The organism is Rhizobium sp. O111 (assembly GCF_055616315.1).
In genome coordinates this window covers 3072581-3097500 of record NZ_JBSHXL010000001.1, presented here as the reverse complement: position 1 = coordinate 3097500, position 24920 = coordinate 3072581, and the positions used below count along the sequence as shown (strand labels likewise).

18 protein-coding genes, 1 tRNA gene and 2 rRNA genes are annotated in these 24920 nt (G+C 61.7%); 14 read left to right on the top strand and 7 right to left on the bottom strand.

Annotation, left to right across the window (positions count from 1 at the left end; translation table 11 throughout):
• Nucleotides 1-197: 197 nt before the first annotated feature.
• The 7 genes from ACVTFQ_RS15570 (at nt 198) to ACVTFQ_RS15540 (ending at nt 6531) form a co-directional block, all read left to right on the top strand.
• Nucleotides 198-3099 (top strand): 23S ribosomal RNA (locus tag ACVTFQ_RS15570).
• 134 nt (nt 3100-3233) lie between these two features.
• Nucleotides 3234-3348: ribosomal RNA gene (gene rrf, locus ACVTFQ_RS15565) — 5S ribosomal RNA — on the top strand.
• A gap of 240 nt (nt 3349-3588) precedes the next feature.
• Nucleotides 3589-3665 (top strand) — tRNA-Met (locus ACVTFQ_RS15560).
• A gap of 69 nt (nt 3666-3734) precedes the next feature.
• The gene (locus tag ACVTFQ_RS15555; RefSeq protein WP_111565261.1) at nt 3735-4376 is read left to right on the top strand and encodes an alpha/beta hydrolase family protein; all 642 of its coding nucleotides are present in this window, start codon (nt 3735-3737) and stop codon (nt 4374-4376) included.
• A gap of 147 nt (nt 4377-4523) precedes the next feature.
• On the top strand, nt 4524-5441 hold the full coding sequence (locus ACVTFQ_RS15550) for an ABC transporter substrate-binding protein (protein WP_111565262.1): 918 nt from the start codon (nt 4524-4526) through the stop codon (nt 5439-5441).
• A 59-nt stretch (nt 5442-5500) separates the two neighbouring features.
• The gene (locus ACVTFQ_RS15545; RefSeq protein WP_111565263.1) at nt 5501-6148 is read left to right on the top strand and encodes a L,D-transpeptidase; all 648 of its coding nucleotides are present in this window, start codon (nt 5501-5503) and stop codon (nt 6146-6148) included.
• Nucleotides 6149-6213: 65 nt separating this feature from the next.
• Entirely contained in the window at nt 6214-6531 is a 318-nt protein-coding gene (locus ACVTFQ_RS15540; RefSeq protein WP_313760943.1) for a hypothetical protein, read from the top strand.
• 56 nt (nt 6532-6587) lie between these two features.
• Here ACVTFQ_RS15540 and ACVTFQ_RS15535 read toward each other — a convergent pair whose 3' ends face one another.
• From ACVTFQ_RS15535 to ACVTFQ_RS15520, 4 genes are all read right to left on the bottom strand, one after another.
• On the bottom strand, nt 6588-8831 hold the full coding sequence (locus ACVTFQ_RS15535; RefSeq protein WP_111565264.1) for a glycoside hydrolase family 2 protein: 2244 nt from the start codon (nt 8829-8831) through the stop codon (nt 6588-6590).
• A gap of 90 nt (nt 8832-8921) precedes the next feature.
• Nucleotides 8922-9833, bottom strand: a complete 912-nt coding sequence (locus tag ACVTFQ_RS15530; RefSeq protein WP_018902461.1) for an SMP-30/gluconolactonase/LRE family protein — start codon at nt 9831-9833, stop codon at nt 8922-8924.
• A gap of 114 nt (nt 9834-9947) precedes the next feature.
• Nucleotides 9948-10769, bottom strand: coding sequence for an SDR family oxidoreductase (locus ACVTFQ_RS15525; protein ID WP_111565265.1), 822 nt, complete (start codon nt 10767-10769; stop codon nt 9948-9950).
• A 101-nt stretch (nt 10770-10870) separates the two neighbouring features.
• Entirely contained in the window at nt 10871-12058 is a 1188-nt protein-coding gene (locus tag ACVTFQ_RS15520; protein ID WP_111565266.1) for a phytanoyl-CoA dioxygenase family protein, read from the bottom strand.
• 105 nt (nt 12059-12163) lie between these two features.
• On the opposite strand from ACVTFQ_RS15520, the gene ACVTFQ_RS15515 reads away from it, so the two are divergent.
• From ACVTFQ_RS15515 to ACVTFQ_RS15490, 6 genes are all read left to right on the top strand, one after another.
• On the top strand, nt 12164-13186 hold the full coding sequence (locus ACVTFQ_RS15515; protein ID WP_111565267.1) for a LacI family DNA-binding transcriptional regulator: 1023 nt from the start codon (nt 12164-12166) through the stop codon (nt 13184-13186).
• Between the two features lie 74 nt (nt 13187-13260).
• Nucleotides 13261-14481, top strand: coding sequence for an adenylate/guanylate cyclase domain-containing protein (locus ACVTFQ_RS15510; RefSeq protein ID WP_111565268.1), 1221 nt, complete (start codon nt 13261-13263; stop codon nt 14479-14481).
• A 153-nt stretch (nt 14482-14634) separates the two neighbouring features.
• Nucleotides 14635-15066, top strand: a complete 432-nt coding sequence (locus tag ACVTFQ_RS15505; RefSeq protein ID WP_018902456.1) for an OsmC family protein — start codon at nt 14635-14637, stop codon at nt 15064-15066.
• Nucleotides 15067-15405: 339 nt separating this feature from the next.
• Nucleotides 15406-16014, top strand: coding sequence for a TetR family transcriptional regulator (locus ACVTFQ_RS15500; protein ID WP_111565269.1), 609 nt, complete (start codon nt 15406-15408; stop codon nt 16012-16014).
• Between the two features lie 55 nt (nt 16015-16069).
• Nucleotides 16070-17218 (top strand): efflux RND transporter periplasmic adaptor subunit, encoded by a 1149-nt coding sequence (locus ACVTFQ_RS15495; protein ID WP_111565270.1) that lies wholly within the window; start codon nt 16070-16072, stop codon nt 17216-17218.
• Nucleotides 17219-17242: 24 nt separating this feature from the next.
• Entirely contained in the window at nt 17243-20389 is a 3147-nt protein-coding gene (locus tag ACVTFQ_RS15490) for an efflux RND transporter permease subunit (RefSeq protein ID WP_111565271.1), read from the top strand.
• Between the two features lie 206 nt (nt 20390-20595).
• Here the strand turns inward: ACVTFQ_RS15490 and ACVTFQ_RS15485 are convergent, their stop codons facing one another.
• The 3 genes from ACVTFQ_RS15485 to ACVTFQ_RS15475 all read right to left on the bottom strand — a co-directional run bounded on the left by ACVTFQ_RS15485 (nt 20596) and on the right by ACVTFQ_RS15475 (nt 23580).
• On the bottom strand, nt 20596-21516 hold the full coding sequence (locus ACVTFQ_RS15485) for an ROK family protein (protein WP_018902452.1): 921 nt from the start codon (nt 21514-21516) through the stop codon (nt 20596-20598).
• A 73-nt stretch (nt 21517-21589) separates the two neighbouring features.
• Nucleotides 21590-22924 (bottom strand): sensor histidine kinase, encoded by a 1335-nt coding sequence (locus tag ACVTFQ_RS15480; RefSeq protein ID WP_112437157.1) that lies wholly within the window; start codon nt 22922-22924, stop codon nt 21590-21592.
• A complete protein-coding gene (locus ACVTFQ_RS15475) occupies nt 22921-23580 on the bottom strand; it encodes a response regulator (protein WP_111565273.1) in 660 nt (219 codons plus the stop codon). Before ACVTFQ_RS15475 ends, ACVTFQ_RS15480 begins: the two co-directional genes overlap by 4 nt.
• 249 nt (nt 23581-23829) lie before the next feature.
• Here ACVTFQ_RS15475 and ACVTFQ_RS15470 point away from each other — a divergent pair, with 249 nt between their 5' ends.
• Nucleotides 23830-24780 carry a sugar-binding transcriptional regulator gene (locus tag ACVTFQ_RS15470; RefSeq protein ID WP_111565274.1) on the top strand — a complete coding sequence of 317 codons (951 nt, stop codon included), beginning with the start codon at nt 23830-23832 and terminating at the stop codon, nt 24778-24780.
• The last annotated feature ends 140 nt before the right edge of the window (nt 24781-24920 follow it).

Below are 24920 nucleotides of genomic sequence, written 5' to 3'. Positions count from 1 at the left end.
GCGCGGTACCGGATTTAATCTCGAGAAGCTGGTCTTAAAGATCGGACACAAGCGAACTGCTCGGCGTAGTTCCAATAAAGTGATCCGATCGAACACGTCGATGGCATTGTTGGATTGGCTGGGTTGTAAAAGGTAACCCGGTCTGTTGCCGTTTCTGATGAAACGGGAACCAGATGATGAGCATTGGCAATGAGAACGATTAAGTGTCGTAAGGGCATTTGGTGGATGCCTTGGCATGCACAGGCGATGAAGGACGTGATACGCTGCGAAAAGCCGTGGGGAGCTGCGAATAAGCTTTGATCCATGGATATCCGAATGGGGAAACCCACCTTAAATGCTTGGAAAATCTTTCTGGTTGTCGGACCGTTGGTCCGACGTTACGGCGAACGATCGCCGACGGCCTCTGGCCTGTATGGGAACTTCCTATACAGCGCAGAGCGCGTCGCCGGTCGTCCGGCGTTAGAAACCTGAAAGGTTTCCAAGCATTGTGATAAGGTATCTACATCTGAATAAAATAGGGTGTAAGAAGCGAACTCGGGGAACTGAAACATCTAAGTACCCGAAGGAAAGGACATCAACCGAGACTCCGCAAGTAGTGGCGAGCGAACGCGGACCAGGCCAGTGGCAATGAGGAATAAAGCGGAACCTTCTGGAAAGTTGGGCCGTAGCGGGTGATAGCCCCGTACGCGTAGAACACTCATTGTCCTAGAGTAGGGCGGGGCACGTGAAACCCTGTCTGAACGTGGGTAGACCACTATCCAAGCCTAAGTACTCGTGCATGACCGATAGCGAACAAGTACCGTGAGGGAAAGGTGAAAAGCACCCCGACAAGGGGAGTGAAATAGAACCTGAAACCGGATGCCTACAAACAGTCGGAGCCTGAAAGGGTGACGGCGTACCTTTTGTATAATGGGTCAACGACTTAGTGTAACAAGCAAGCTTAAGCCGGTAGGTGTAGGCGAAGCGAAAGCGAGTCTGAATAGGGCGATTTAGTTTGTTGCATTAGACCCGAAACCGAGTGATCTAGCCATGAGCAGGTTGAAGGTTGGGTAACACCAACTGGAGGACCGAACCCGCATCTGTTGCAATAGATTGGGATGACTTGTGGTTAGGGGTGAAAGGCCAATCAAACTCGGAAATAGCTGGTTCTCCGCGAAATCTATTTAGGTAGAGCGTCGAGCGAATACCCCGGGGGGTAGAGCACTGGATGGGCTATGGGGACTCACCGTCTTACTGATCCTAACCAAACTCCGAATACCCGGGAGTACTACTCGGCAGACACACGGCGGGTGCTAACGTCCGTCGTGAAAAGGGCAACAACCCTAACCTCCAGCTAAGGTCCCCAAGTCATGGCTAAGTGGGAAAGGATGTGAGGATCCCAAAACAACCAGGATGTTGGCTTAGAAGCAGCCATCATTTAAAGAAAGCGTAACAGCTCACTGGTCTAAATAAGGGTCTTTGCGCCGAAAATGTAACGGGGCTGAAGCCATGCACCGAAGCTGAGGATGTGCAGCAATGCACGTGGTAGCGGAGCGTTCCGTAAGCCTGTGAAGGGACAGTCGTGAGACATCCTGGAGGTATCGGAAGTGCGAATGTTGACATGAGTAACGATAAAGAGGGTGAGAGACCCTCTCGCCGAAAGACCAAGGGTTCCTGCTTAAAGTTAATCTGAGCAGGGTTAGCCGGCCCCTAAGGCGAGGCGGAAACGCGTAGTCGATGGGAACCACGTTAATATTCGTGGGCCTGGTGGTAGTGACGGATTGCGTAACTTGTATTCACTTATTGGATTGTGGGTGCAGGGGAGCGGTTCCAGGAAATAGCTCCATCATTATAGACCGTACCCGAAACCGACACAGGTGGTCAGGTAGAGTATACCAAGGCGCTTGAGAGAACTATGTTGAAGGAACTCGGCAAATTGCACGCGTAACTTCGGAAGAAGCGTGACCCCATGCTAGGCAACTATTATGGGGTGGCACAGACCAGGGGGTAGCGACTGTTTATCAAAAACACAGGGCTCTGCGAAGTCGCAAGACGACGTATAGGGTCTGACGCCTGCCCGGTGCTGGAAGGTTAAAGGGAGAGGTGCAAGCTTTGAACTGAAGCCCCAGTAAACGGCGGCCGTAACTATAACGGTCCTAAGGTAGCGAAATTCCTTGTCGGGTAAGTTCCGACCTGCACGAATGGCGTAACGACTTCCCCGCTGTCTCCAACATAGACTCAGTGAAATTGAATTCCCCGTGAAGATGCGGGGTTCCTGCGGTCAGACGGAAAGACCCCGTGCACCTTTACTATAGCTTTACACTGGCATTCGTGTCGGCATGTGTAGGATAGGTGGTAGGCTTTGAAGCAGGGACGCCAGTTTCTGTGGAGCCATCCTTGAAATACCACCCTTATCGTCATGGATGTCTAACCGCGGTCCGTTATCCGGATCCGGGACAGTGTATGGTGGGTAGTTTGACTGGGGCGGTCGCCTCCGAAAGAGTAACGGAGGCGCGCGATGGTGGGCTCAGACCGGTCGGAAATCGGTCGTCGAGTGCAATGGCATAAGCCCGCCTGACTGCGAGACTGACAAGTCGAGCAGAGACGAAAGTCGGTCATAGTGATCCGGTGGTCCCGCGTGGAAGGGCCATCGCTCAACGGATAAAAGGTACGCCGGGGATAACAGGCTGATGACCCCCAAGAGTCCATATCGACGGGGTTGTTTGGCACCTCGATGTCGGCTCATCGCATCCTGGGGCTGGAGCAGGTCCCAAGGGTTTGGCTGTTCGCCAATTAAAGCGGTACGTGAGCTGGGTTCAGAACGTCGTGAGACAGTTCGGTCCCTATCTGCCGTGGGTGTAGGAATATTGACAGGATCTGTCCCTAGTACGAGAGGACCGGGATGGACATATCTCTGGTGGACCTGTTGTCGTGCCAACGGCATAGCAGGGTAGCTACATATGGAATGGATAACCGCTGAAGGCATCTAAGCGGGAAACCAACCTGAAAACGAGTATTCCCTATCAGAGCCGTGGAAGACGACCACGTTGATAGGACGGGTGTGGAAGCGCAGCAATGTGTGAAGCTTACCGTTACTAATAGCTCGATCGGCTTAATTGTTCTCATTGCTTATGCTCATGCCGTCGAAAGACGGACATGATGCTAAGACGTGTTCACACGGCGAACATGAAATGTTCGTCCGAAAAAAACGCAGTGAAAACTGCACCAGCTTCTCAAATGTTGCGCTTCGCTGACCTGGTGGTTATGGCGGGGCGGCTGCACCCGTTCCCATTCCGAACACGGCCGTGAAACGCCCCTGCGCCTATGGTACTTCGTCTTAAGACGCGGGAGAGTCGGTCGCTGCCAGGTCTGCTAAACGCAACAACAAATCTTCTCTGATCGAAACTTCGGCCCAGCCGAAAACATCGGGCCGCGCAAGCGGCCTTTTGCTTTTGGTGGTCCGAACATACAGAATGAAACTTCGGCGCACCTGGCGTATAATGGTGCGTCCCTTACAGGAACAAAACCCTATGGGTTTTGCTCCGGTAGAAGGCATAACCGCAAAGCGGTTACGCCGCCGCGCCAAAACCCATAGGGTTTTGCGCTGGACGCGGGGTGGAGCAGCCCGGTAGCTCGTCAGGCTCATAACCTGAAGGCCGCAGGTTCAAATCCTGCCCCCGCAACCAATCTTCTTTCCCAAAACGCAATAGACATGAGCCCTGTCGGCTCGCGGACTTATCCTGTAATAAGACGGCATGAGCACGTCCTTCCTGTTCTCCGGCCCCGACAACGCCCCCGTGACGATCCTTCTCGCGCATGGTGCCGGCGGCGCCATGGATTCGGCGGGCATGGAGCGGTTTTCCGAGGCTATCGCTGCGGCGGGGATGCGGGTGGTTCGGTTCGAGTTCGGTTACATGGCCGAGCGGCGGCGATCCGATCGGCGTCCGCCGCCGCCCAATGCGGAGACCTTGACCCCTGAATATCTGGCGGCGGTGCGCGACCTTAAAGCCAGCGGTCCGCTTGTCATCGGCGGCAAGTCGATGGGTGGGCGGATTGCCAGCATGGTTGCCGATGATCTCTATCGCGCGGGCGATATCGTTGGCTTGCTTTGCCTCGGCTATCCGTTTCATCCGATGGGAAAGCCGGCGCAGTTGCGCACGGCGCATCTGAGCGCGATCGAGACGCCGACACTGATCTGCCAAGGGACGCGGGATGCGTTCGGGACGCGCGAGGAAGTCGCGGGCTATTCGCTTTCGCGCGCGATCGACATTTTCTGGCTTGAGGATGGCGACCACGATCTGAAGCCGCGCAAGGCTCTCTCCGGCTTCTCGGCGGCGGATCATATGCAGGCGATGGCGTCGCGGGTCGGCGCCTGGGCGTCTGGCCTGCAGCGTTGATCTGGCTTTTCTAAAACACTCTACGCTTGACTAACCGCGCCCGCTTCTGCATCCTGGCGTTGAAATATCAGCATGCAATCCGATCAGTGTCTGCCGAGGGGGAACATTGTGAGAGATGGTGCCGGTTGCGGCGTGTTCGTCGTTTTATTGTCCGTCTTGGGGGCTGGGACGCCTGTCCTTGCGGATGACCTCAAGATCGCCATGCCGAACTGGCCCTCCGGTCAGGCTACGGCCTTTATTCTCAAGGTCGCGATCGAGAAAGAATTCAAACAGCCTGCTCTCGTCCAGGAAATGGGCACGCTCAATGCCTTTGCCGGGCTGGAGAAGGGAAGCGTCGACATCCACCCGGAGGTCTGGCAGCCCAATCTGACCGATGTCATCGAGAAATTCGTGACCGAGAAGGGTGTGGTTGTTCTGGCCAAGCACACGGTTCCGGCGTGGCAGGGCATCTGCGCGACTCCAGCGGCGGCGGAGAAGGGGATCACTGATATCACCGATCTCAGCGACCCCGACAAGACCAGCCTTCTCGATACGGACGGCGACGGCAAGGGGGAGATGTGGATCGGCGCGCCGACCTGGTCGTCGACGGGGATCGAGCGCGTGCGCGCGAACAGCTATGGTTACGCCAAGACGATGACGCTCGTCGAGGCCGAGGAAGAGGTGGCGATGGCCGGCATCGATGCCGCGGTCGCGACCGGCCAGCCGGTGGTGTTCGCCTGCTATGCGCCGCATTTCGTCTTCGACCTGCACAAGATCGTCCGGCTTGAAGAGCAGCCGCATGATGCGGCCAAATGGTCGTTGGCAAGTGCGACAGATCCGCTTTGGATCAAGAAGTCGTCGGCCTCGACGGCCTGGGATACGGCCACCTTTCGCATCGCCTATTCAACAGCGCTTGCCAGCAAGCACCCTAAGATCGCGGCCTTCCTGGAAAAGGTCGACCTGACGCCGGAGGAGGCGACGGCGATGAGCTATGCGCTCGAGGTGGAGCGGCAGGCGCCGCTTGGCTATGCCAAGGCGTGGGTGGAGCGCAATGCGGCGCGGATCGATGGGTGGGCGAAGCCATGAGGGTTCGGTCTTCTTCTCTGGCGAAATGCAATCGGACGTTCAGCTGGGTAAGCCGGCGTTTGCGCAAGGGGCTGCCGGTTGCGGCGGCCGCGTTACTGCTTGCGCCTGTTATCGTGCTGGCGCAGACGCAGATCTATGACGCCAAGACGCGGACATGGGTCGATTACGACAGCAAGAAGGCCCGGCAGTATTACGCGCGCAACAAGCAATCGCCGGAGGCCTTTCGCAGGCAGATCGTGACGTTCCGCACCGCGGAGCCGCCGGGGACGATCATCATCGACGGTAACCAGCATTTTCTCTATTTCGTGCAGCCCGGCGGGCAGGCGATCCGCTACGGCATCGGCGTTGGCCGCGACGGGTTCGGCTGGGCGGGGATCGTCAGGGTCGGGCGCACGGCGGAATGGCCGGTGTGGACGCCGCCGGCCGAAATGGTGGCGCGTGATGCGAATGCCGCCAAATGGGCGGCCGGCATGCCCGGCGGGCCGGAAAACCCGCTCGGCGCGCGGGCGCTTTATCTCTACGCCGGCGACCAGGACACGATCTACCGCATTCACGGCACGGCCGAGCCGTGGACGATCGGCCTCGACGTGTCGTCCGGGTGCATCCGGCTCAACAATGACGACGTGACGGACCTGCATTCGCGGGTGCAGATCGGCGCCAAGGTCATCGTGCTCATGCAGGGGGCCGCGCTTTACAAGGGTATCTGATCGATGGCGCCGGCATTGGCCGGGGATTGATCAGGCCTCAAATTATCAACGTCTGGAGGGGACAGATGTCGAGAGAAGAAATGAAGCGAGGCGGTCGGGCTCTTCTGGCCGTGGTCGGACTGTTGTCGTTGGGCGCCTGTACACCGGCGCCGCCGCCACCTGAGGCCATGGCGCGCACCACGCTGATGACGGCGCCGGCCGATCTGCAATTGCTTTGCGCCAATGCGGTGACGAGCAGCGCCGGAGCCGGTGTCAAGGTCTTGCCGACAGGCTCTCGGCTGCAACCGGACGGGACGTTCGCCGTCGATCTGGATGCAGGGGGTAAGAAATACTCCTGCATTGTCGACAACAACGGCAGTGTTCGCTCGGTCGCTCCAGTCTGAGCGCCGTAGGGAACGCATCGAGCCCTGGCCTGTGAAGACCAGGGCTCCGGCCGCCGTCAGACGGCGGCGAGCGTCAGTGTGACTTTACCGAAGCGGGGGCAGGTGGCCGCAAGCGTGATCTCGCCGGTCAGGCCCGTGGTCTCGATCCAGAGACCGGCCGTGCCGCCCTGGAGCGGGATGGTGCTGGGGCCGACGACCTTCGCCGGGCCGGTGAGAGATATCGTCACCACTTCATTCAGGAAGGGCAGGCGCTGGCCCTGCTGGTCCAGCGCGCGCAACGCGACACGGGTGGTGTCGCGTTCGCGTGCCTTCAGCCGGGTGCTGTCGGCCACCGCCTGCAGCGTTGTCGGCAGCGGATCTGCGACCAGCGTCAGCTGCGCGACGGCTGCGCCGTCGACATAGCCGGTGAAGCTGCCGTCGATCCACTTCTGGCCCCAGATGCCGAGTTCGTCGGCGGTGAAGTGGCGATGGTCGAAGACCACGGGCGGATGCGGCAGGTGCGGGAAGTTCTCGTAATCGGGGCCGACGCGCTTGGTCACCGAGCCATAAGTCAGCTCGACCTCGTCGCAATTGGTCAACACGATCAGCGGGAGCACGCCGCCAATATTGCGCTCACCGCGCGCCCAGAAGGTCACCGGCTTCATGATGACGTCTTCGGAGGGTTCGCACTGGCTGGCATAAGCGTAAGCGGCGAATTTCGGTTCGCGGAACATGTCCATGACGCCGTGGTAGCAGATGCGGTCGCCGGAGCCGAAATCCTTGTGGGTGTTGTAGTCGAACATGCACCAACCGATGGCGCCCGCTATGTCGGGATCGCCATAGGCGGCGTTCAGCACTTCGAGGTGGCGGCGGACATGTTCGGCCTGGCGCGCTTCCTGGTCGTAGATCTTGGTCGGGTACATGTGACCACCGAATTCGGTGATCATGTAAGGCACCTTGTAGGAGAGACCGGTGCTCTCCTGCTGCGGGCGCAGCGGCGTGCGCGGGCGGTTGGCGCCCGGCAGCTCCTCGTTGCCGAGGATGAAGTCGTTCATCGTGTAGACGTCCTCAAGCAATTCGCTATCGGTGATGTAGCGAACGCCGCCGGTCGGTCGGGTGGGGTCGAGCTCGCGGGCAAGCCGGTTGGTCTCGGCGTAGAAGTGGTGGCTGTCCTGGCTCTCGTTGATGCGCACGCCCCAGATGACGATCGAGGGATGGTTCCAGTCGCGTTCGATCATCCGGCGGACGTTGCGGATCGATTCATGCTGCCATTCCTGGTCGCCGATATGCTGCCAGCCGGGGATTTCCTCGAAGACAAGCAGGCCGATCTTGTCGCAGCGGTCGAGAAACCACTTCGACTGCGGATAGTGCGAGGTGCGGACCATGTTGCACTTCAGCACGGATTTCATGATGTCGGCGTCGCGTTTCTGGGCGGAGCGCCCGGCGGCATAGCCGACATAGGGGAAGGACTGGTGGCGGTTGAGCCCGCGCAGCTTCAGCGGCCGGCCGTTCAGCCGGAAGCCCTCGGGGGTGAACTCGGCGGTGCGGAAACCGAAGCTGGTCGTCAGCCTGTCGGAACCGTGGCTGGTCTTCAGCTCCACCGTCATCTGGTAGAGTTCGGGATTGTCGATATCCCAGAGCGCGATACCGGTGAGGCCGCTGAAAACGAGCGTGGCGTCGTCGCCAGTCGTGTCCGCTGATGCGGTGGCGAGCACGTTTCCATCGATATCGGCAAGCGAGGCCGTCAGCGTTCCCAGGAAGTGTACATTGCGAGGGTTGGAGAGATGGACGCGGACGGAGGCGGACTTTTCTTCCGAGAGCACATTGGTGGTCTCGATCTTGACGTTCTGGATCGAGACGGGATCGGTGACCTTCAGCCAGACTTCGCGATAGATGCCGGCATAGGTGAGGTAATCGATGGCGCCGCCGAAGGGCGGGATGGCGGGGTTCTCGCTGCCATCGATGGTGACTGATATCAGGTTGTCGCCGCGTTGTAGGCCGTTGGTCAGGCGCGCCTCGAAGGGCGTGTAGCCGTCCTTGTGGGCGATGATCTCCTCGCCGTTCAGATAGACCACGGCGTCGGCCATGGCGGCGTCGAACACCAGCGAGACCTCGCGGCCCTCGAATTCCGGCATCCAGCGCAGCAGTTTCTGATAGGTGAAAGCGCGCTGATAGCTCGCTTCATCGAAATAGTTGAACGGGAGTTCGACCGCCGTATGCGGCAGGTTCACGATGACGCGGCCGTCGAAATCGCGCAGCAGATGCTGGCCGGCACCCTCATGGAAAGCCCAGGATTCGTTATAGGGAACGATGGAACGCATGTCAGTTTCTCACGGCAGTAACGGTATCGGGGACGGAGGCGCAACGGGACGCAACAAGCAGCCCGGCGCGCGTTCAATGTCAGTTTTGGCTTACGGGTACTGGGCGCCGTTGGTCGTCGTGTAAATGGCGTAGACCGATTGCGTCGCGGTTATGAACAGGCGGTTCTTCTTCTGGCCGCCGAAGGTGATGTTGGAGACCGTCTGCGGAACCTTGATCTTGCCGAGAAGGGTGCCGTCTGGCGCGAAGCAGTGAACGCCGTCGGCGGCACTGCTCCAGAGGTTGCCGGCAACGTCGAAACGGAAGCCATCGGGCACGCCGTTGTCGATCGAACAGAAGTAGCGGCTGTTGGTCAGCTTGCGGTCGTCGACGACGTCGAAGACGCGGATATGGCGGGGCACTTCGTGGTTCGAGGAGCCCGAATCGGCGATGTAGAGCTGCTTTTCATCCGGCGAGAAGGCGAGGCCGTTGGGCTGGATGAAGTCGGTGGCGACTGCTTCGATTTCGCCGGTTCCGGCATCGATGCGGTAGACGTTTCTGGTTTCCTGCTCGGGCTCGGCCTTGTGGCCTTCATAGTCGGACATGATGCCGTAGCTCGGATCGGTGAACCAGATGGAGCCGTCGGAGCGGACGACGACGTCGTTGGGAGAATTCAGCCGCTTGCCCTTGTAGCGATCGGCAAGCACGGTGATGCGGCCATCAGGTTCCGTGCGGGTGACGCGGCGGCCGCCATGTTCGCAGGATACCAGCCGGCCCTGGCGATCGCGGGTGTTGCCGTTGACATAGTTGGATGGGGAGCGGAAGACCGAGGCGCCGCCATCGGGGACCCAGCGCATGATGCGCTCGTTGGGGATGTCGCTCCAGAGCAAGCAGTTGAGATCGGAGAACCAGACGGGACCTTCGGCCCAGCGGCATCCGGAATAGAGTTCTTCCAGTCTGGCGCTGCCCGCGATCAGGCGATTGAAACGATCATCTCTGATGTCATAAAGCGCATCTTGCGACACAGGCTGCTCCTCCCAAAGCGATTTGATCTCCTTCGTAAACGTAAACGACGCGGCGTGCCAGAGCCCGGCCGCGCAAAAGGCCGAGGCTCCAGTATTTTTGGCTTTTGCAATTTTTCAGAGCGGGGCCTGTGGGTGCGGCGAGCCGTCGTAGGCACCCCAGATCGACTGGTCGAAGCAGATCATCGAGCCGGTCATCAGGCCGGATTCGGTCGATGAGAGATAGGCGCAGGCGCGGGCCACTTCCGCGGGGTCTACGAGGCGCCCGAAGGGCTGGGCGGCGGCGGCTTCGTCCAGCCAGTTGGCGGCGGCGCCGTGGAACTCGCGCTGGATACGGTCCTCGCCTTCCGAGGCCATCCATCCGATGTTGAGGCCGTTGACGCGGATACGGTTGCGCAGCAGCGCATAGGCGGTGTTCTTGGTCAGCGTTTCGAGCGCGCCCTTGGAGGCGCAATAGGCGGCGATGAAGGGTTGCCCCGCCTTGGCCGACATCGAGCCGATGTTGACGATGGTGCCCTCGGTGTTCTCGCGGCGCATGATTTTCACGCTTTCCTGGATCAGGAAGAAGGGCGCGCGCACGTTGATCGCGAACATGGCGTCGAAGAGTTCGGGGCTGGTGTCGAGAATGGTGCCGCGATCGGTGGTGGCGGCGGCGTTGACCAACGCATCGACGCGGCCGAAGGCCCGGTCGCAGGCCTGCACGACCTTGCTGGCATCCTCCACCTTGGAGAGATCCGCCTCGACATAGACCACCTCCGCGCCGGTCGCGCGTGAGATCTCCTCGGCCTTCGCGCGGCCCTTCTCGGCGTTGCGGCCGCAGATGACGATGCCCTTGGCGCCGCGCTCGGCAAACAACCGGGCGATGGTGGCGCCGAGGCCCTGCGTGCCGCCGGTGACGATGGCGATCTTGCCGTCGAGGCGGCTGTGGTCTGTGCTCATATATGTTCCTCCCTATGATCTGTGACTGATGATGCGCGAATGGCCCCTCGCGATGCGAGAGGCCTATTGTCGTTGTTGCTATGGAGTGCCGTGCTGCGTGCTCAGCTCAGCTTCTTCTCCGCCTGTTTCGCCAGCGCCTCGGCGAACATCTCGTCGCTCCAGCCAGCGGCCAATGCCTCGTGCATCAGTTGCGCCTGCGTCTTCGGCGCGAGGCCGCCGAGCGGCGGGTCGCGGTCGAGGTTGGTGGGGAAGGAATAGCCCTCGGCGCAGGCGGCGACCGCATTGGCGATTTCTGATTGCGAGAGCGTGTCGGACAGCCGCTTCAGGGCCGGGAAGAGGGTGGCGCTCATGCGCTGGCGATCGACCGTTTCCATGGCGCGGCCGAAGGCTGAGGAGACCTGCAGCAGGTTGGCGACGCGCTTGATGTCGGCCGAGCGGTTGGTGCCGGCGGCATGGAAGAGCGCCGGGTTGAAGAAGACGACATCGCCCTTCTTCAGCGGCAGCTGGACGTGGTTCTTCTCGAAATAGTCGCGGAATTCCTGGCGCTTGAGGGCGAGATAGCCCGGCACATAGGTCTGGCTGTTCGGCAGGAAGAGCGTCGGTCCGCTTTCGAGCGGCATGTCGCAATGAGCGACTGCGCCCTGCAGCGTCAGCACCGGCGAGAGCCTGTGGACGTGGACGGGAAACTGCTCGATCACCTCGGAGGACTGGAAGCCGAGGTGATAATCGCGGTGCGCGGATTGAGCGGCACCGCCGGGGTTCACGCGGTTGACCTGCGCGGTCATCTGGTAGCTCGGGCCGAGCCATGCCTGGCTTGCCAGCGCCACGATCGGGTTGGCGTAGTATTCGGCGAAATTGTCGGGGTCGGCGAGGCAGTGCTTTTCGAGCGAGTTCCAGATGCGGTCGTTGGCGCCGGCCTTGGCGAAGTGATCACCGCCGCCCGTCGATGTGCGGTGCTGCTCGGTGATGATGTCGTCGAAGATCTTGCTGGCGCGATCGATGACGCCGGTGTCCTCATAGGCGCCGGTGAAGACGACGACGCCGGGGCCTTCGGCGAAGGCTTCGCAGATTTCGGCCAAGAGCGCGCGCTTGCCCTCGGGATCCGCGATGACAGCCCTGACATTGCGGCTGTCGTAGATCAGCACGTTCTTTTCGACCGCGGCAGCGTTCGGATAATCGGTGAGCGATGTCGTCTTTTCGGCCAGCGCCCGGAAGTCGTCGAGATCGCAGGCATCCTCGGTGAGCCAGACGCGGTCGGCACGCAGCTTCTGCAGATTGTCGGTTTTCATCAGATGCTCCTCCATTCCTGATGAAGGCACTATACGGCGCGGCGAGGGTCGTGATAGATCAGGAATCCATCAAAAATACATCAGATTGGATCGGAAACTCACGGTATGGCGCATGTCTTTCTCGTCAAGGATATCGCCTTTCAGGCGGGCTTGAGCACGGCAACAGTGGACCGGGTGCTGAACGGCCGGCCGGGTGTGCGGCGGCAGACGGAGCTGCGGGTGCGGGCGGCGATCGCCGAGCTCGAGAAGCAGCAGACGGAGGTGGCCGCAGGCGGGCGGACGATCGCGATCGATATCGTGATGGAGACGCCGGAGCGTTTCAGCACGACGGTCCGCGCCGCATTCGAGGCTGAAGTTGCGACCTTTCTGCCGACGGTGTTTCGCTGCCGCTTTCACTTCGCCGAGGTGATGAAGCCGGCGGAAATCGTCCAGCTTCTCGATCGGATAAGGCTGCGCGGCACCAAGGCGGTCGTGCTGAAGGCGCCCGATGTGCCCGAGGTTGATGCCGCGGTGTCGCGGCTGGAAGAGGCGGGCATCCCCGTGGTGACGCTGGTGACCGATCTGCCCAATTCGGCGCGGATCGCCTATGCGGGGGCGGACAACCGGGCAGCGGGCGAGACCGCCGCTTATCTGATCGGCGAGCGGTTTGCCGGCGCGCCGGGGCGGGTGCTGGTGACGCTCTCGAGCGGGCGGTTTCGCGGCGAGGAGGAGCGCGAGATCGGCTTTCGCCGGGTCATCCGCGAGCGATACCGTGAGATCGGTATCACCGAGATCAGCGAAGGGCATGGGACGGACGCGGCGACCGGCATTCTGGCGGCGCGGGCGATTGCGGCCGACGAGACGATCGACGCGGTCTATTCGATCGGCGGCGGAAATCGCGCGGTGCTGGCGGCCTTCGAGACGGCCGGTCGGCCGATCCGGGCGTTCGTCGCGCATGATCTCGATGCCGATAACCGCGCGCTCTTGAAAGCCGGCAAGATCGGTTTCGTGCTGCATCACGATCTGCGATCCGATGCGCGCACGGCGTTCCGGGCCGTCATGAGCCGCGGTGTGTCCGGGCGTATTGCGCCGACGTCCTTGTCGGCGGTGGAAATCATCACACCTTACAATATGCCGGCTGCGACATGATGTTTAGCGGCTTTGCCGTTCCTTCGGTCGTCAAATCACGGTAAAGCTTGCGTATCAGACAAGGTGACTATGGCATGGAATACGGTGATATCGGTACGGTTGCGACGTGGCTGACGGAGCAGGGGCTGAATGGCGCGACTGAAACCGAGCTGCTGACCGGCTTCTGCGATACCTGCCGCAGGCTTGGCCTCCCGCTCGACCGCAGCCTGGCGCTGATGGATACGCTGCACCCGGTGCATGAGGGGCGCGCTTTCCGCTGGGATAGCGAGCAGGATGTCGAGCCCGAATTTGCTTATGGCCCGATGGGCGGCGATGGAAACTCGCTGGAAAACTGGCAGCGCTCGGCGTTCTATCATCTCTGGACAGGCCCCGAGAACGAGGTTCGCCGGCGGCTGGCGTTCGGTGATCCGGCCGATTTCTACATGCTGGATACGATGCAGGCCGAGGGCCATACCGATTTCGTCGCGATGGTGCGCAAGTTCGACAAGGCCGGTACGATCGGCGAGATGGATTGCTTTTTCGTGCACTTCGCCACGCGCCATCAGGAAGGGTTTTCCGATCATCACATGATGGTCCTGCGCAAGCTGGCGCCGGTGCTGGCTTTGGCGATCAAGTGCATCGCTCTCGGGCGTATCGCCCGCACGATCGCCGAGGTCTATCTCGGCGAGGATGCGGCGCGCCAGGTGCTGGATGGCAAGATCAGCCGCGGCAAGTCGGAGCGGATTTCGGCGGTGCTGTGGTTCTCGGATCTCGTAAACTATACGAAGATCTCCGACAGCGCCTCGCCGGAGGAAATCCTGCCGATGCTGAATGCCTATAGCGATCTCGTCATCACGGCGGTGCATGAGGCTGGCGGCAATGTGCTGAAGCTGATCGGCGACGGGGTGCTGGCGATCTTCAAGGCCGACGCGCCAGCGGACGCCTGTTCGGCGGCGCTGAAGGCCGAGCGGGTGTTGCACGAGCGATTGGTGACGCTGAACAACGAGCGCGCCTTCGAGGAGCGGCCGACAACCGACGTCTATATCGGCCTGCATATCGGCGACGTCTTCTACGGCAATATCGGCAGCCAGGAACGGCTCGACTTCACGGTCATCGGCCCCGCCGTCAACGAGGTCAGCCGCATCGCTTCGCTTTGCCGGTCCGTCGATTTCAACGTGCTCATGTCGTCCGATTTCGCGGCTGCCGTTCCTGAAGCCGAGCGCGGCGCGCTGGCCTGCGTCGGGCGTTATGCGCTGCGCGGCGTGCAGCGGCCGCAGGAGCTCTTCACGCTGGAGACCGCGGGTACCATCCGCTGATCAGCGCAGCACTGAAGCAATCAAATTTTACAAGACTGTCGCCTTCCTGGATTAGAGACTTATATGCTCGGGCGAAGGGGTTTTCGCGCCTCTTGACGGGATGACGCGGCGGGTCGCTGCGTTGGAGAACACTCAATCCAACAGGAGAACGGCATGCAGATCAATCGCACAGGTTCCGCACAGTGGTCGGGCGGCATCAAGGATGGCAAGGGTCAGATCTCGACGCAGAGCGGCGCGCTCAAATCCTACCCTTATGGCTTCGCCAGCCGCTTCGAAGGCCTCCCGGGCACCAATCCCGAAGAGCTGATCGGCGCCGCCCATGCCGGCTGCTTCACCATGGCGCTGTCGCTGATCCTCGGCGAGGCCGGCTTTACGGCGACCAGCATGGAAACGACGGCGAAGGTGACGCTCGAGAGCGTCGAGGGCGGCTTCGCGATCAGCGCCATCCTCCTGACGCTGCGCGGCACGGTTCCGAACTGCGACGAGAAGACCTTCATCGAACTCGCCGGCAAGGCCAAGGCGGGTTGCCCGGTTTCCAAGGCGCTGGCCGCGGTGCCGATCACGCTGGATGCGCAGCTGGCGTAAGCTGGTATTTATCGATGGTTTGAGATGCCGCGGTGCTTTGTGCCGCGGCATTTTTCGTTTGTGCGTGTGGCGAAGACCCCTCCCCAACCCCTCCCCACAAGGGGGAGGGGCTAACTCGTGGCACGCCGCTGCCCCTTTCTCCTGCCAATGGATCTTGAGAGGTTTCGGTCTGGGTAAAACAGCGCGCCCAGCAAAGCCCCTCCCCCTTGTGGGGAGGGGACTTTTGCGAGGGCGAGGAGGGGACTTCACCGCAACGCAAAAGATTGACTTTCACCTCCTGATGCCTTACGGCTGACGAAAATCGAAATTCGTCAGTCGTAAATCAACACGGCAGAAATCATGAGCGACACCGCTGAAAGCACTCTCGAAGCGACAAGACAGGAGAATGTGACCCGCATTCTCGATGCGGCCGAGCGGCTGTTTCGTCACTATGGCTACGCCAAGACAACCGTCGCCGATATCGCCCGCGATCTCGGAATGTCGCCCGCCAATGTCTATCGCTTCTTCTCCTCGAAAATAGAAATCCACCAGGCGATCTGCGGGCGCATGCTGGCTGCAAGCTACCAGCAGGCCTACGAGATCTGCCATCTGCCGCTTAGCGCTTCCGAGCGGCTTAGCCGCTTCGTGCGCGGGCAATACCAGATGACGGTCGAGACCATGCTCGACCAAGAAAAGGTGCACGAGATGGTGGTGGTCGCCATCGAGCGCGACTGGCATGTCATCGAGAAGCATGTCGACAGCATTCACGATCTGCTGGCCGAGGTGATCCGTGAGGGTATCGAGGCCGGCGAGTTCGTCGATCAGGATCCTGCCGTCGCGTCGCGCTGCTTTGGCGCCGCCACGGTGACGCTTTGCCACCCGATCATGGTGGCGCAATGTCTTGCCAAGACCAACCGAGCGACGGTGGACGAGCTGATCGACTTCTCCATCAGGGCTTTGAAGAGATAATCGGGCGGCACGGCCGCCAACAATTCAACACACAAACATACCGGGAGTGCGAAAGATGATTTCGCTGAAGACAGTCAAGTTGCCGTCCGTTGCCAGTTTCGCGCTCCTTGGCGCCGTTTCGCTCGCGCTTTCAAGCTGCAGCGAGGAGAAGAAGGCGGAGACCAAGGAGATCCTCCGGCCGGTGAAGGTCGTGGAAATCGCCAAGGCCGGTGAGACACGCGCGCTTGATTATTCCGGTGCGGTGAAGGCACGCGTCGAGATGAACCTCGGCTTCCGCGTTGCCGGCAAGATCACCGAGCGCCGCGTGAATATCGGCGACCGCGTCCAGCCGGGCGATGTGATCGCGCGCATCGACGCGACCGATTACGAGCTTGCGACGAAGACGGCTGAGGCCAATCTGGCGGCGGCCGAAAAGGGCGTCGGCACGGCTGATCTCGCCAACAAGCGCGCCCAGCAGCTGTTCGACAAGAGCGTGACGGCGAAGTCGCAGCTCGAGCAGGCGTCGCTCAGCTATGACCAGGCTGTCTCCACCCGCGACGCGGCTCGCTCCTCTCTCGATCAAGCGAAAAACCAGGTGAGCTACGCCGAGCTCAAGGCCGACCAGAGCGGCATCGTCACCGCGATCAGCGCCGATACCGGCACGGTCGTTGCTGCCGGCACGCCTGTTGCGACCGTCGCGCTCGACGGCGAAAAGGAAGTGCAGATCGCGGTGCCTGAGAACGATATCGTCGAGTTCAAGCCGGGCAAGACGGTCAAGGCGAGCTTCTGGTCTTCGGCCAAGCTGGTGCTCGACGGCAAGGTGCGTGAAGTCTCCGGCAGCGCCGACGCTCAGTCGCGCACGTTTGCCGTTCGTGTGAGCCTGCCGCATGACGATCGCGTCCTGCTCGGCATGACGGCGACGATCGAGGCCAGCGTCAGCAACGCCAACACCCATGTCGCCATCCCGCTCGCCGCGCTTGCCGAGAAGGACGGCAAGAAGATCGTCTGGGTGGTCGATCGCGACCAGCAGACCGTGCATGCCCGCGACGTCACGATCGCCGATTTCACCGGCGACGGCGTCAATATCGCCGACGGGTTGAAGACCGGCGATCTCGTGGTTGCCGCCGGCACGCAGTTCATGACCGACAATCTCAAGGTCAAGCTGCCGGGCCAGCAGTCGGCATCCGCCGAAACTGGGTCCGAGACCGGCGACGTCGTTCGCTAAGCGGCCAGGAGAGGGAACGGGACAATGGACAATTCCAACACCGAGAAGAAGCCCTTCAACCTGTCGCGCTGGGCAATCGGCCATCCGAGCATCGCGCGCTTCCTGTTCGGCCTGATCCTCATCACCGGCGTGCTCGGGCTGATGCGGATGGGGCAGAAGGAAGACCCCGATTTCACCTTCCGCGTCATGGTCGTGCAGGCCGTGTGGCCGGGCGCCTCTATCCAGGAGATGCAAGATCAGGTCGTCAACAAGATCGAGCGCAAGCTGCAGGAAACCCCGCATATCGACTGGGTGAAATCCTACACGCGCGCCGGCTCGGCCGTCATCACGCTGCAGATCAAGGGCGATACCAACGCGGCTGATGTCGCCGACGCCTTCTACCAGGTGCGCAAGAAGGTCGGTGATATCTCCAACGAGCTGCCATCCGGCCTGCTCGGCCCCTATTTCAACGACGAATTCGGCGATACCTTCATCACGCTGCAATCGATCAGCGGCGATGGCTACAGCTATCCGGAACTGAAGAAATTCGCGATCCAGGCGCGCGACATGCTGTTGACGACGCCGGGTGTCGAGAAGGCCGTGATCATCGGCGATCAGCCGGAGAAGATCTTCATCGACGTGTCCTCCCAGGCGCTCGCCGAACGCGGCCTGACGATCGTCGATCTGCAGAACGCCATCAAGGGCCAGAACAGCGTCGACCCCGCCGGCTCCGTCGATACCGGCACGCGCTCGGTGCGCATCGCCGTCGAAGGCGACGTGACGAAGGCCGCGGATATCCGCGAGCTCCGGCTCAAGGCCGGCAACCAGGTGACCCGCCTCGGCGATATCGCCACCGTCTATTCTGGCCTTCAAGACCCCTATCAGCGCAAGTACCGCTTCAATGGGCATGAGAGTGTCCAGGTCGGCGTTGTCATGGCCAAGGGCTACAAGGTCACGGATGTCGGCAAGGATGTGGAAGTGACCTACAAGCGCTTCGAGGAATCGTTGCCTTACGGCGTCTCGGTCGATCAGATTTCCAACCAGCCGGATGTCGTGACCGATGCTGTCAGCGAGTTCATGCATGCGCTCGGCGAAGCGCTGGCCATCGTTCTCGTCGTCTCGTTCCTGTCGATCGGCTGGCGTTCGGGTCTCGTCATCGCGATTGCCATTCCGCTGGTGCTGGCCGCCACTTTCGCCATCATGTACGAGCTTGGCATCGACCTGCAGCGTATTTCGCTCGGCGCGCTGATCATCGCGCTAGGGCTGCTTGTCGACGATGCGATGATCGTGGTCGAATTGATGGAGCGAAAGCTCGAAGAGGGGTTGGTGAAGATCGAGGCGGCGAGTTTCGCTTACTCGTCGACCGCCTTTCCGATGCTGACGGGGACGCTGATCACCACGGCCGGGTTCATTCCGGTTGGCTTCGCGGCCTCCACGGCCGGGGAATATGTCCGCACGCTGTTCTACGTCGTCGGCATCGCGCTCGTGGTCTCGTGGTTCGTCGCGGTCTACTTCACGCCGTGGCTCGGCTACATGATCCTGAAGCAGCGCCAGCATGCCGGCGGCGCGCATCATGATGCCTTCGACACCAGCTTCTATCGCCGGCTGCGGTCGACGGTGGGCTGGGCCGTGCGCCATCGCATCATCGTGGTTGCCATGACGCTGGTCACCTTCGCCACCAGCCTCTGGGCCTTCCAGTTCATTCCGCAGAACTTCTTCCCGCAGTCCTCGCGCCCCGAGATCCTCGTCGATCTCTGGCTGCCTGAAGGTACCAGCATCAAGGAAGTCGAGACGCAATCGAAGGCGCTCGAAGCCAAGATCATGGACGACAAGGACAAGAAGTTCGTCGCCACCTATATCGGCGAGGGCGCGCCGCGCTTCTTCCTGCCGCTCGACCAGCAGCTTCCGAACCCGAACTTCGCACAGCTTCTGATCATGGCCAATGACGAGCCGGCCCGCGAACGGCTGATCGTCAAGCTCAGGACCATTCTTGCCGAGGATTTCCCCGATATCCGCGGCAAGGTCGACCGCCTGTTCCTTGGTCCGCCGACCGGTTGGCCGGTGCAGATGCGCGTCATGGGTCCGGATCGCCAGGAAGTTCGCAAGATCGCCGACGAGGTGAAGGCGAAGTTCCAGGAAAATCCGCTGCTCGGCGCCATTCACGACGATTGGCTGGAGCAGGTGCCGGCGATGAAGCTGGTGATCGACCAGGATCGCGCCCGTGCGCTTGGCGTCACCTCGCAACGCGTCCGCCAGATGCTGCAGACGGCGATGTCCGGCGCGCCGCTCGACGATTTCCGCGATGGCGAGGAGACGGTATCGATCGTCGCCCGCGAGCCGGAAGCCAATCGCTCGCTGTTGTCGGCCGTCAATTCGGTCTACGTGCCGACCGATTTCGGCGGCTTCGTGCCGGTCTCGCAGATCGCCAAGGTGGTGCCGGTGCTCGAGCAGGGCATCGAATGGCGGCGCGACCGCCTGCCGACGATCAGCGTGCGCGCAACGCTGCCCGACGGCGTGCAGTCGAACGACGTGGTCATGAAGATGTATGCCGATCTGCAGCCGCTGCGCGACAGCCTGCCTGCCGGCTACAAGGTGGAGATCCAGGGTGGTGCCGAGGATTCGGCCGAAAGCCAGGCCTCGATCGCTGCCAAGGCGCCGATCATGCTTGTCGTGATCGTGCTTCTCCTGATGGCGCAGCTGCAGCACTTCGGCAAGGCGATGCTGGTGTTGGCAACCGGTCCGCTCGGGATCATCGGTGCCGCAGCAGCCCTCCTGATTTCCGGCGCGCCGTTCGGGTTCGTTGCGATCCTCGGCGTCATCGCGCTCTTGGGCATCATCATCCGCAACTCGATCATCCTGATCGACCAGATCGACCAGGACATCAAGGCGGGCATGCACCGGCAGGAGGCGATCGTCGGCGCGGCCGTGCGCCGTTTCCGTCCGATCATGCTGACGGCGCTGACGGCAGTTCTGGCGCTGATCCCGATCTCGCGCGGCGTCTTCTGGGGCCCGCTCGCCTATGCCATGATGGGCGGCATCCTGGTCGCCACGGTGCTGACGATCCTGGTTCTGCCGGCCGCCTATGCGCTGTTCTTCGGCAAGGAGCCGAAGGGCAAGGAGGATGAGGCTGTATCATCAGGCGAGGATGACGCGGTGGATCACGGGCATCCGCCGGCGATGGCGGCGGAGTGAGAATGCAAACGGCGCGGTGAGAACCGCGCCGTTGTTGTATAGGATTATCAATGAGAACTGAGGGTGTAGCCCCCTCATCCGCCTGCCGGCACCTTCTCCCCGCGGGGGAGAAGAGACTCGGAGCTAGCGGCTCGCTCCCCCTCTCCCCTCGGGGAGAGGGTAGGGTGAGGGGGCTGCAAGCTCGGCGCCTTCGATTTGGGTAGCTTCTATCCCACCATCTCCGCTTCCGCCTTCAATCCCAAAAGCGCCGCCCCAATCAACCCCGGCTCGACGCGGCATTCGCTGCGCACCACCAGCGGGCGGTCGAATTTGCGGAGGATACGCTGGCGCACGGCCTTGTCGAGTTCGTCCAGCAGCGGCTCCACATTGGAGAGCCCGCCGGCGACGGGGACGATGGTGGCGCCGGTGATGTTGACGGTTAGCGCCAGAGGAGAGGCCAGGAGATCGATAAAGACGTCGATCGTGCGGGTCGCTTTTTCCTCGCCGCGCAGCCACTGGCCGATGATCTCCTCGCTGGTGAAATCGAGGCCGTGCAGCGTCTTGTGCAGGCGTTCCATGCCACGCGCTCCGCCGACGGAATCGACGCAGCCGCTCTGGCCGCAGCCGCAGGCATAATGCGGGATCTCGACCGGTGGGTGGCCGGCGCGCAGCGCAACGATCGGGCCGTGGCCCCATTCGCCGGCAAAGCCGCCCGCCTCGTTGATCAGTCGGCCGTTGGCGATCACGCCGCCGCCGACGCCGGTGCCGAGGATGACGCCCAGCACGATGCGGTGGCCGCGACCGGCGCCTAGACCCGCTTCGGCCATGGCGAAGCAGTCGGCGTCGTTGGCGACCAGCACCGGCACGCCGAGTTCGGCCTGGAGATCGGCGGCGATAGTGCGCTGGTGGATGCAGGGAATGTTGGCGCAGGTGAGCAGCTGCGTATCGGGATCGACGACGCCGGCGATGGAGATCGACAGCAGCGTCGGCGTGCCGCCGGCTTCCGCGATGAAGGTTCGCAGCGTATCGACGAAGGCGCCGAAATCATCGAGGGGGGTCGGGCGGCGGCCGAGCGGCGTGATCTCGGTTTCGGAAAGGGCAACGCCGCCCTTGATCGCCGAGCCGCCGATGTCGAAGGAGATGATCATTCGTATTCTGCTTGTTCCAAACGGTTAGAATCTGCTCGCATCGTTCGGTGCGATTTGCAAGCCTAAACCCTGATCAGGCAGGCAGCGTGATGCGCGCTTCGAAGCCGGAACTCTGGCCGCTGGCCGGCGAAATCAGGTCGAGCCTTCCGCCCATCTGCGAGACGATGCGATCGGCGATTGCAAGCCCAAGCCCGGAGCCTGAGGCGCTGGTGTTGCCGCGGCGAAAGCGCCTCTTCAGCGTCGCGATATCGCTTTCCGCGACCGGCGGCCCGCCATTGACGACACGCACGACGCCATTCGCCTCGAGGCTGACATCGACCGATCGTTCCGGATCGCCATGAACCAGGGCGTTCTCGATGAGGTTGCGCAGGATGATGCCGAAGGCGTCCATGTCGGCGTTGCGGACCAGCTTTGTCGCAGGCGCGGCGGTGTAGCGCAGGCGACCTTGCGAGCGGCTGTCGCGTTCGTAATCGGTGACGATCATGTCGAGCACCGGGCGCAAATCCGTGGCGGTGGCGCTGCCGCCGATGCCGGCCTCGGCGCGGGCAAGCTGCAGCAGTTTTTCGGCGAGGCGCCCGAGATTGACCAGCGAGCTCTCGACCTGATGGGCGCGGGCCTTGGTTGGTCCTGGGGGCAGCTCCTCGGCAAGGCGCTGCGTCTGCGCCAGCGCGCCGGCGATCGGCGTTCTGAGCTCATGGGCGCTGTTGGCGGTAAACTCGCGCTCGGCCTCAAGCGCGGAGCGCAGGCGTCCCAGGAGCAGGTTGACGGAGCGGGCGATCGGCTTCAGCTCTTTCGGCAGGCCGGCGCTCTCCACTTCCGCCAGATTGCCGCCGTCCTTGGTGCCGATATCCTGGCGCAGCGCATCCAGCGGCTTCAGCGCGCGGCCGACGATGAACCAGATGGCGAAGATACTGGCCGGGATAAGCGCGATCAGCGGGATGAGCAGGGTGACGGCGCTCTCGCGCACGGCCTCGCGCCGGTTCTTGAAGCGATCCGCGACCTGCAGGAAGAGCGAGCCATCGGATGTCTTCTCCGTGTAGATACGCGCGGTCGCGCTGTCGAAGAAGCCTGTTTCGAGCGGGGCGGGGAAGGGTTCGGCAAGCGCGTCATTGGAGCGCAACACGACCTTTCCTGATGGATCACGAACCTGATAAGTCAGATACTCGCGGTTGGCGGCGGTGTTCAGCATGGCGATGCCATGCGGGTCGCCGATGCCGCGCTGGTCCATGTCGTCGAGGATCAGCGCCAGCAGCCGCTCCGTCGTTTCCTGCTGGGCGCTGTCGAAGATTTCGTCGAACTCATGCTGCATGACGCGGATGCTGAGGCCAATGGCGATAAGCCAGAAGATGACCATGACGGTCGTCAGCGCGGTGATGAGCGGGCGGGTGATACTGCGTTCGCGCTTCATTGTGATCCGAGTGTGTAGCCGATGCCGCGGGCCGTGCGGATGCGATCCTTGCCGATCTTCTTGCGCAGCCGGCTGACATAGACCTCGACCGTGTTGCTCTCGATTTCCGAGCCGAAGGCGTAAAGCGCCTCCTCGATGCGGTCCTTGGAGACGATCGCGCCGGGGCGCGCGGTCAGGAGGTCAAGCACTGCCCATTCGCGGCTGGTGAGGATGACGGAGATGCCGTCGACGGAGAGCTTGTGCTGAGGCCGGTTGATTTCGATATCGCCGATCTGCACCACCGGATGCGGGTTGGCGTCGTAGCGGCGGGCGACCGCCATGATGCGGGCTTCCAGCTCGCCCAGGTTGAAGGGCTTGACGAGATAGTCGTCGGCGCCGGCGTTCAATCCCTCGATGCGGTCGGAGATCTGGTCGCGTGCGGTGAGGATGATGACGGGCGCGCGGATATCGCGGCTGCGCAGCTTGCGCAGGAAATCGACGCCGCTGCCATCGGGAAGATTGAGGTCGAGCAGCACCAATCCATATTCGACAGGGCCCGTGGCGGCTTCCGCATCGGCGAGGTTCTTCACCCAATCGACGGCATGGAAGGACGCGGCGACGTGATCGCGCACCGCCTCGCCAATCATCTTGTCGTCCTCAACCAGCAGAATTCGCACGATTTTTCCCTCTGGCGCATAGTTAGCGTGCCGTTCGACGTCAGGTCAAGCATGGCTTCGCGGGCAAAGATGGCGCGGCAATGGCGGGGCTCGGCACCATCCACTGCTTGCGTTGAGGCTAAAATAGATTGTGCAATTTCTCAATGCACTCGACATTTGCCCGAATTTTGTTTTCATCTGGCGCGAACATAGCTTCAACCAAATGCTTTGCCGGCGAAAGCCGGCGCAGTGGCGCGCAATGGATAGTCGATGGTGAAAAAGTCCGAAACTTCTGGTCGTCTCGATGACGCGGCGCGCGCCGGCTGGCTCTACTACGTGGCCGGGCGCACGCAGGACGAGATCGCCTCGTCCATGGGGATTTCGCGACAATCGGCGCAGCGGCTGGTGTCGCTTGCCGTGGCCGAGCGGTTGATCAAGGTGCGGCTCGATCACCCGATCGCCGCCTGTCTGGAGCTCGCCAACGCTGTGCGCAACAAATACGGGCTGCGGCAGGTGGATATCGTGCCGAGCGATCCGGGCGCCGGTGCCGCGACCGTCGGCATCGCCGAGGCGGCGGCGGCCGAGATCGAGCGCTGGCTGAAGAAGACCGACCCGATCGTTCTTGCCGTCGGAACCGGGCGAACGCTGAAGGCCGCGGTCGATCAGCTGCCGGCGATCGAGTGCATCAACCACCGCATCGTCTCGCTCACCGGCAACATCGCGCCGGATGGATCGGCGGCCTATTACAACGTCATCTTCAGCATGGCCGATGCCGTCAAGGCGCGGCATTTCCCGATGCCGCTGCCGGTTCTGGTGACATCAGCCGAAGAGCGCGAGACATTGCATGCCCAGCAGCTGGTGCGCTCGACGCTCGACATGAGCGCGCAGGCCGACGTGACCTTCGTTGGTATCGGCGAACTCGGCATCGACGGACCGCTCTGCGTCGACGGCTTCCTTGAGAAGGGCGAGATGATGGAGCTGATGGACAATGGCGCCGTCGGCGAGATCTGTGGCTGGATTTTCGACAGCGAAGGCAGGCTGCTCGACAACCCGATCAACGAGCGCGTCGCGTCCGCTCCGATTCCCTCGCGCGAGACCTCGGTGGTCATCGGAATCGGCAAGGGCAAGCGCAAGATGAAGGCGATCAAGGCGGCCGTTACCGGTCATCAGATCAACGGTTTGATCACCGATGAAGAGGTCGCCGAGTATTTGCTCACATAATGGGCAAAAATTTATTTCCTTTTAAATCAGCAGGATAGCTCATCGTTTCGCGGCTGCAGCAACGATTGGAGCTTGACATTTGTCGTCTGTCATTGAGTAATTGCCCATGAGCAAAGCGAATGCTCGCCAACATCTTCTGG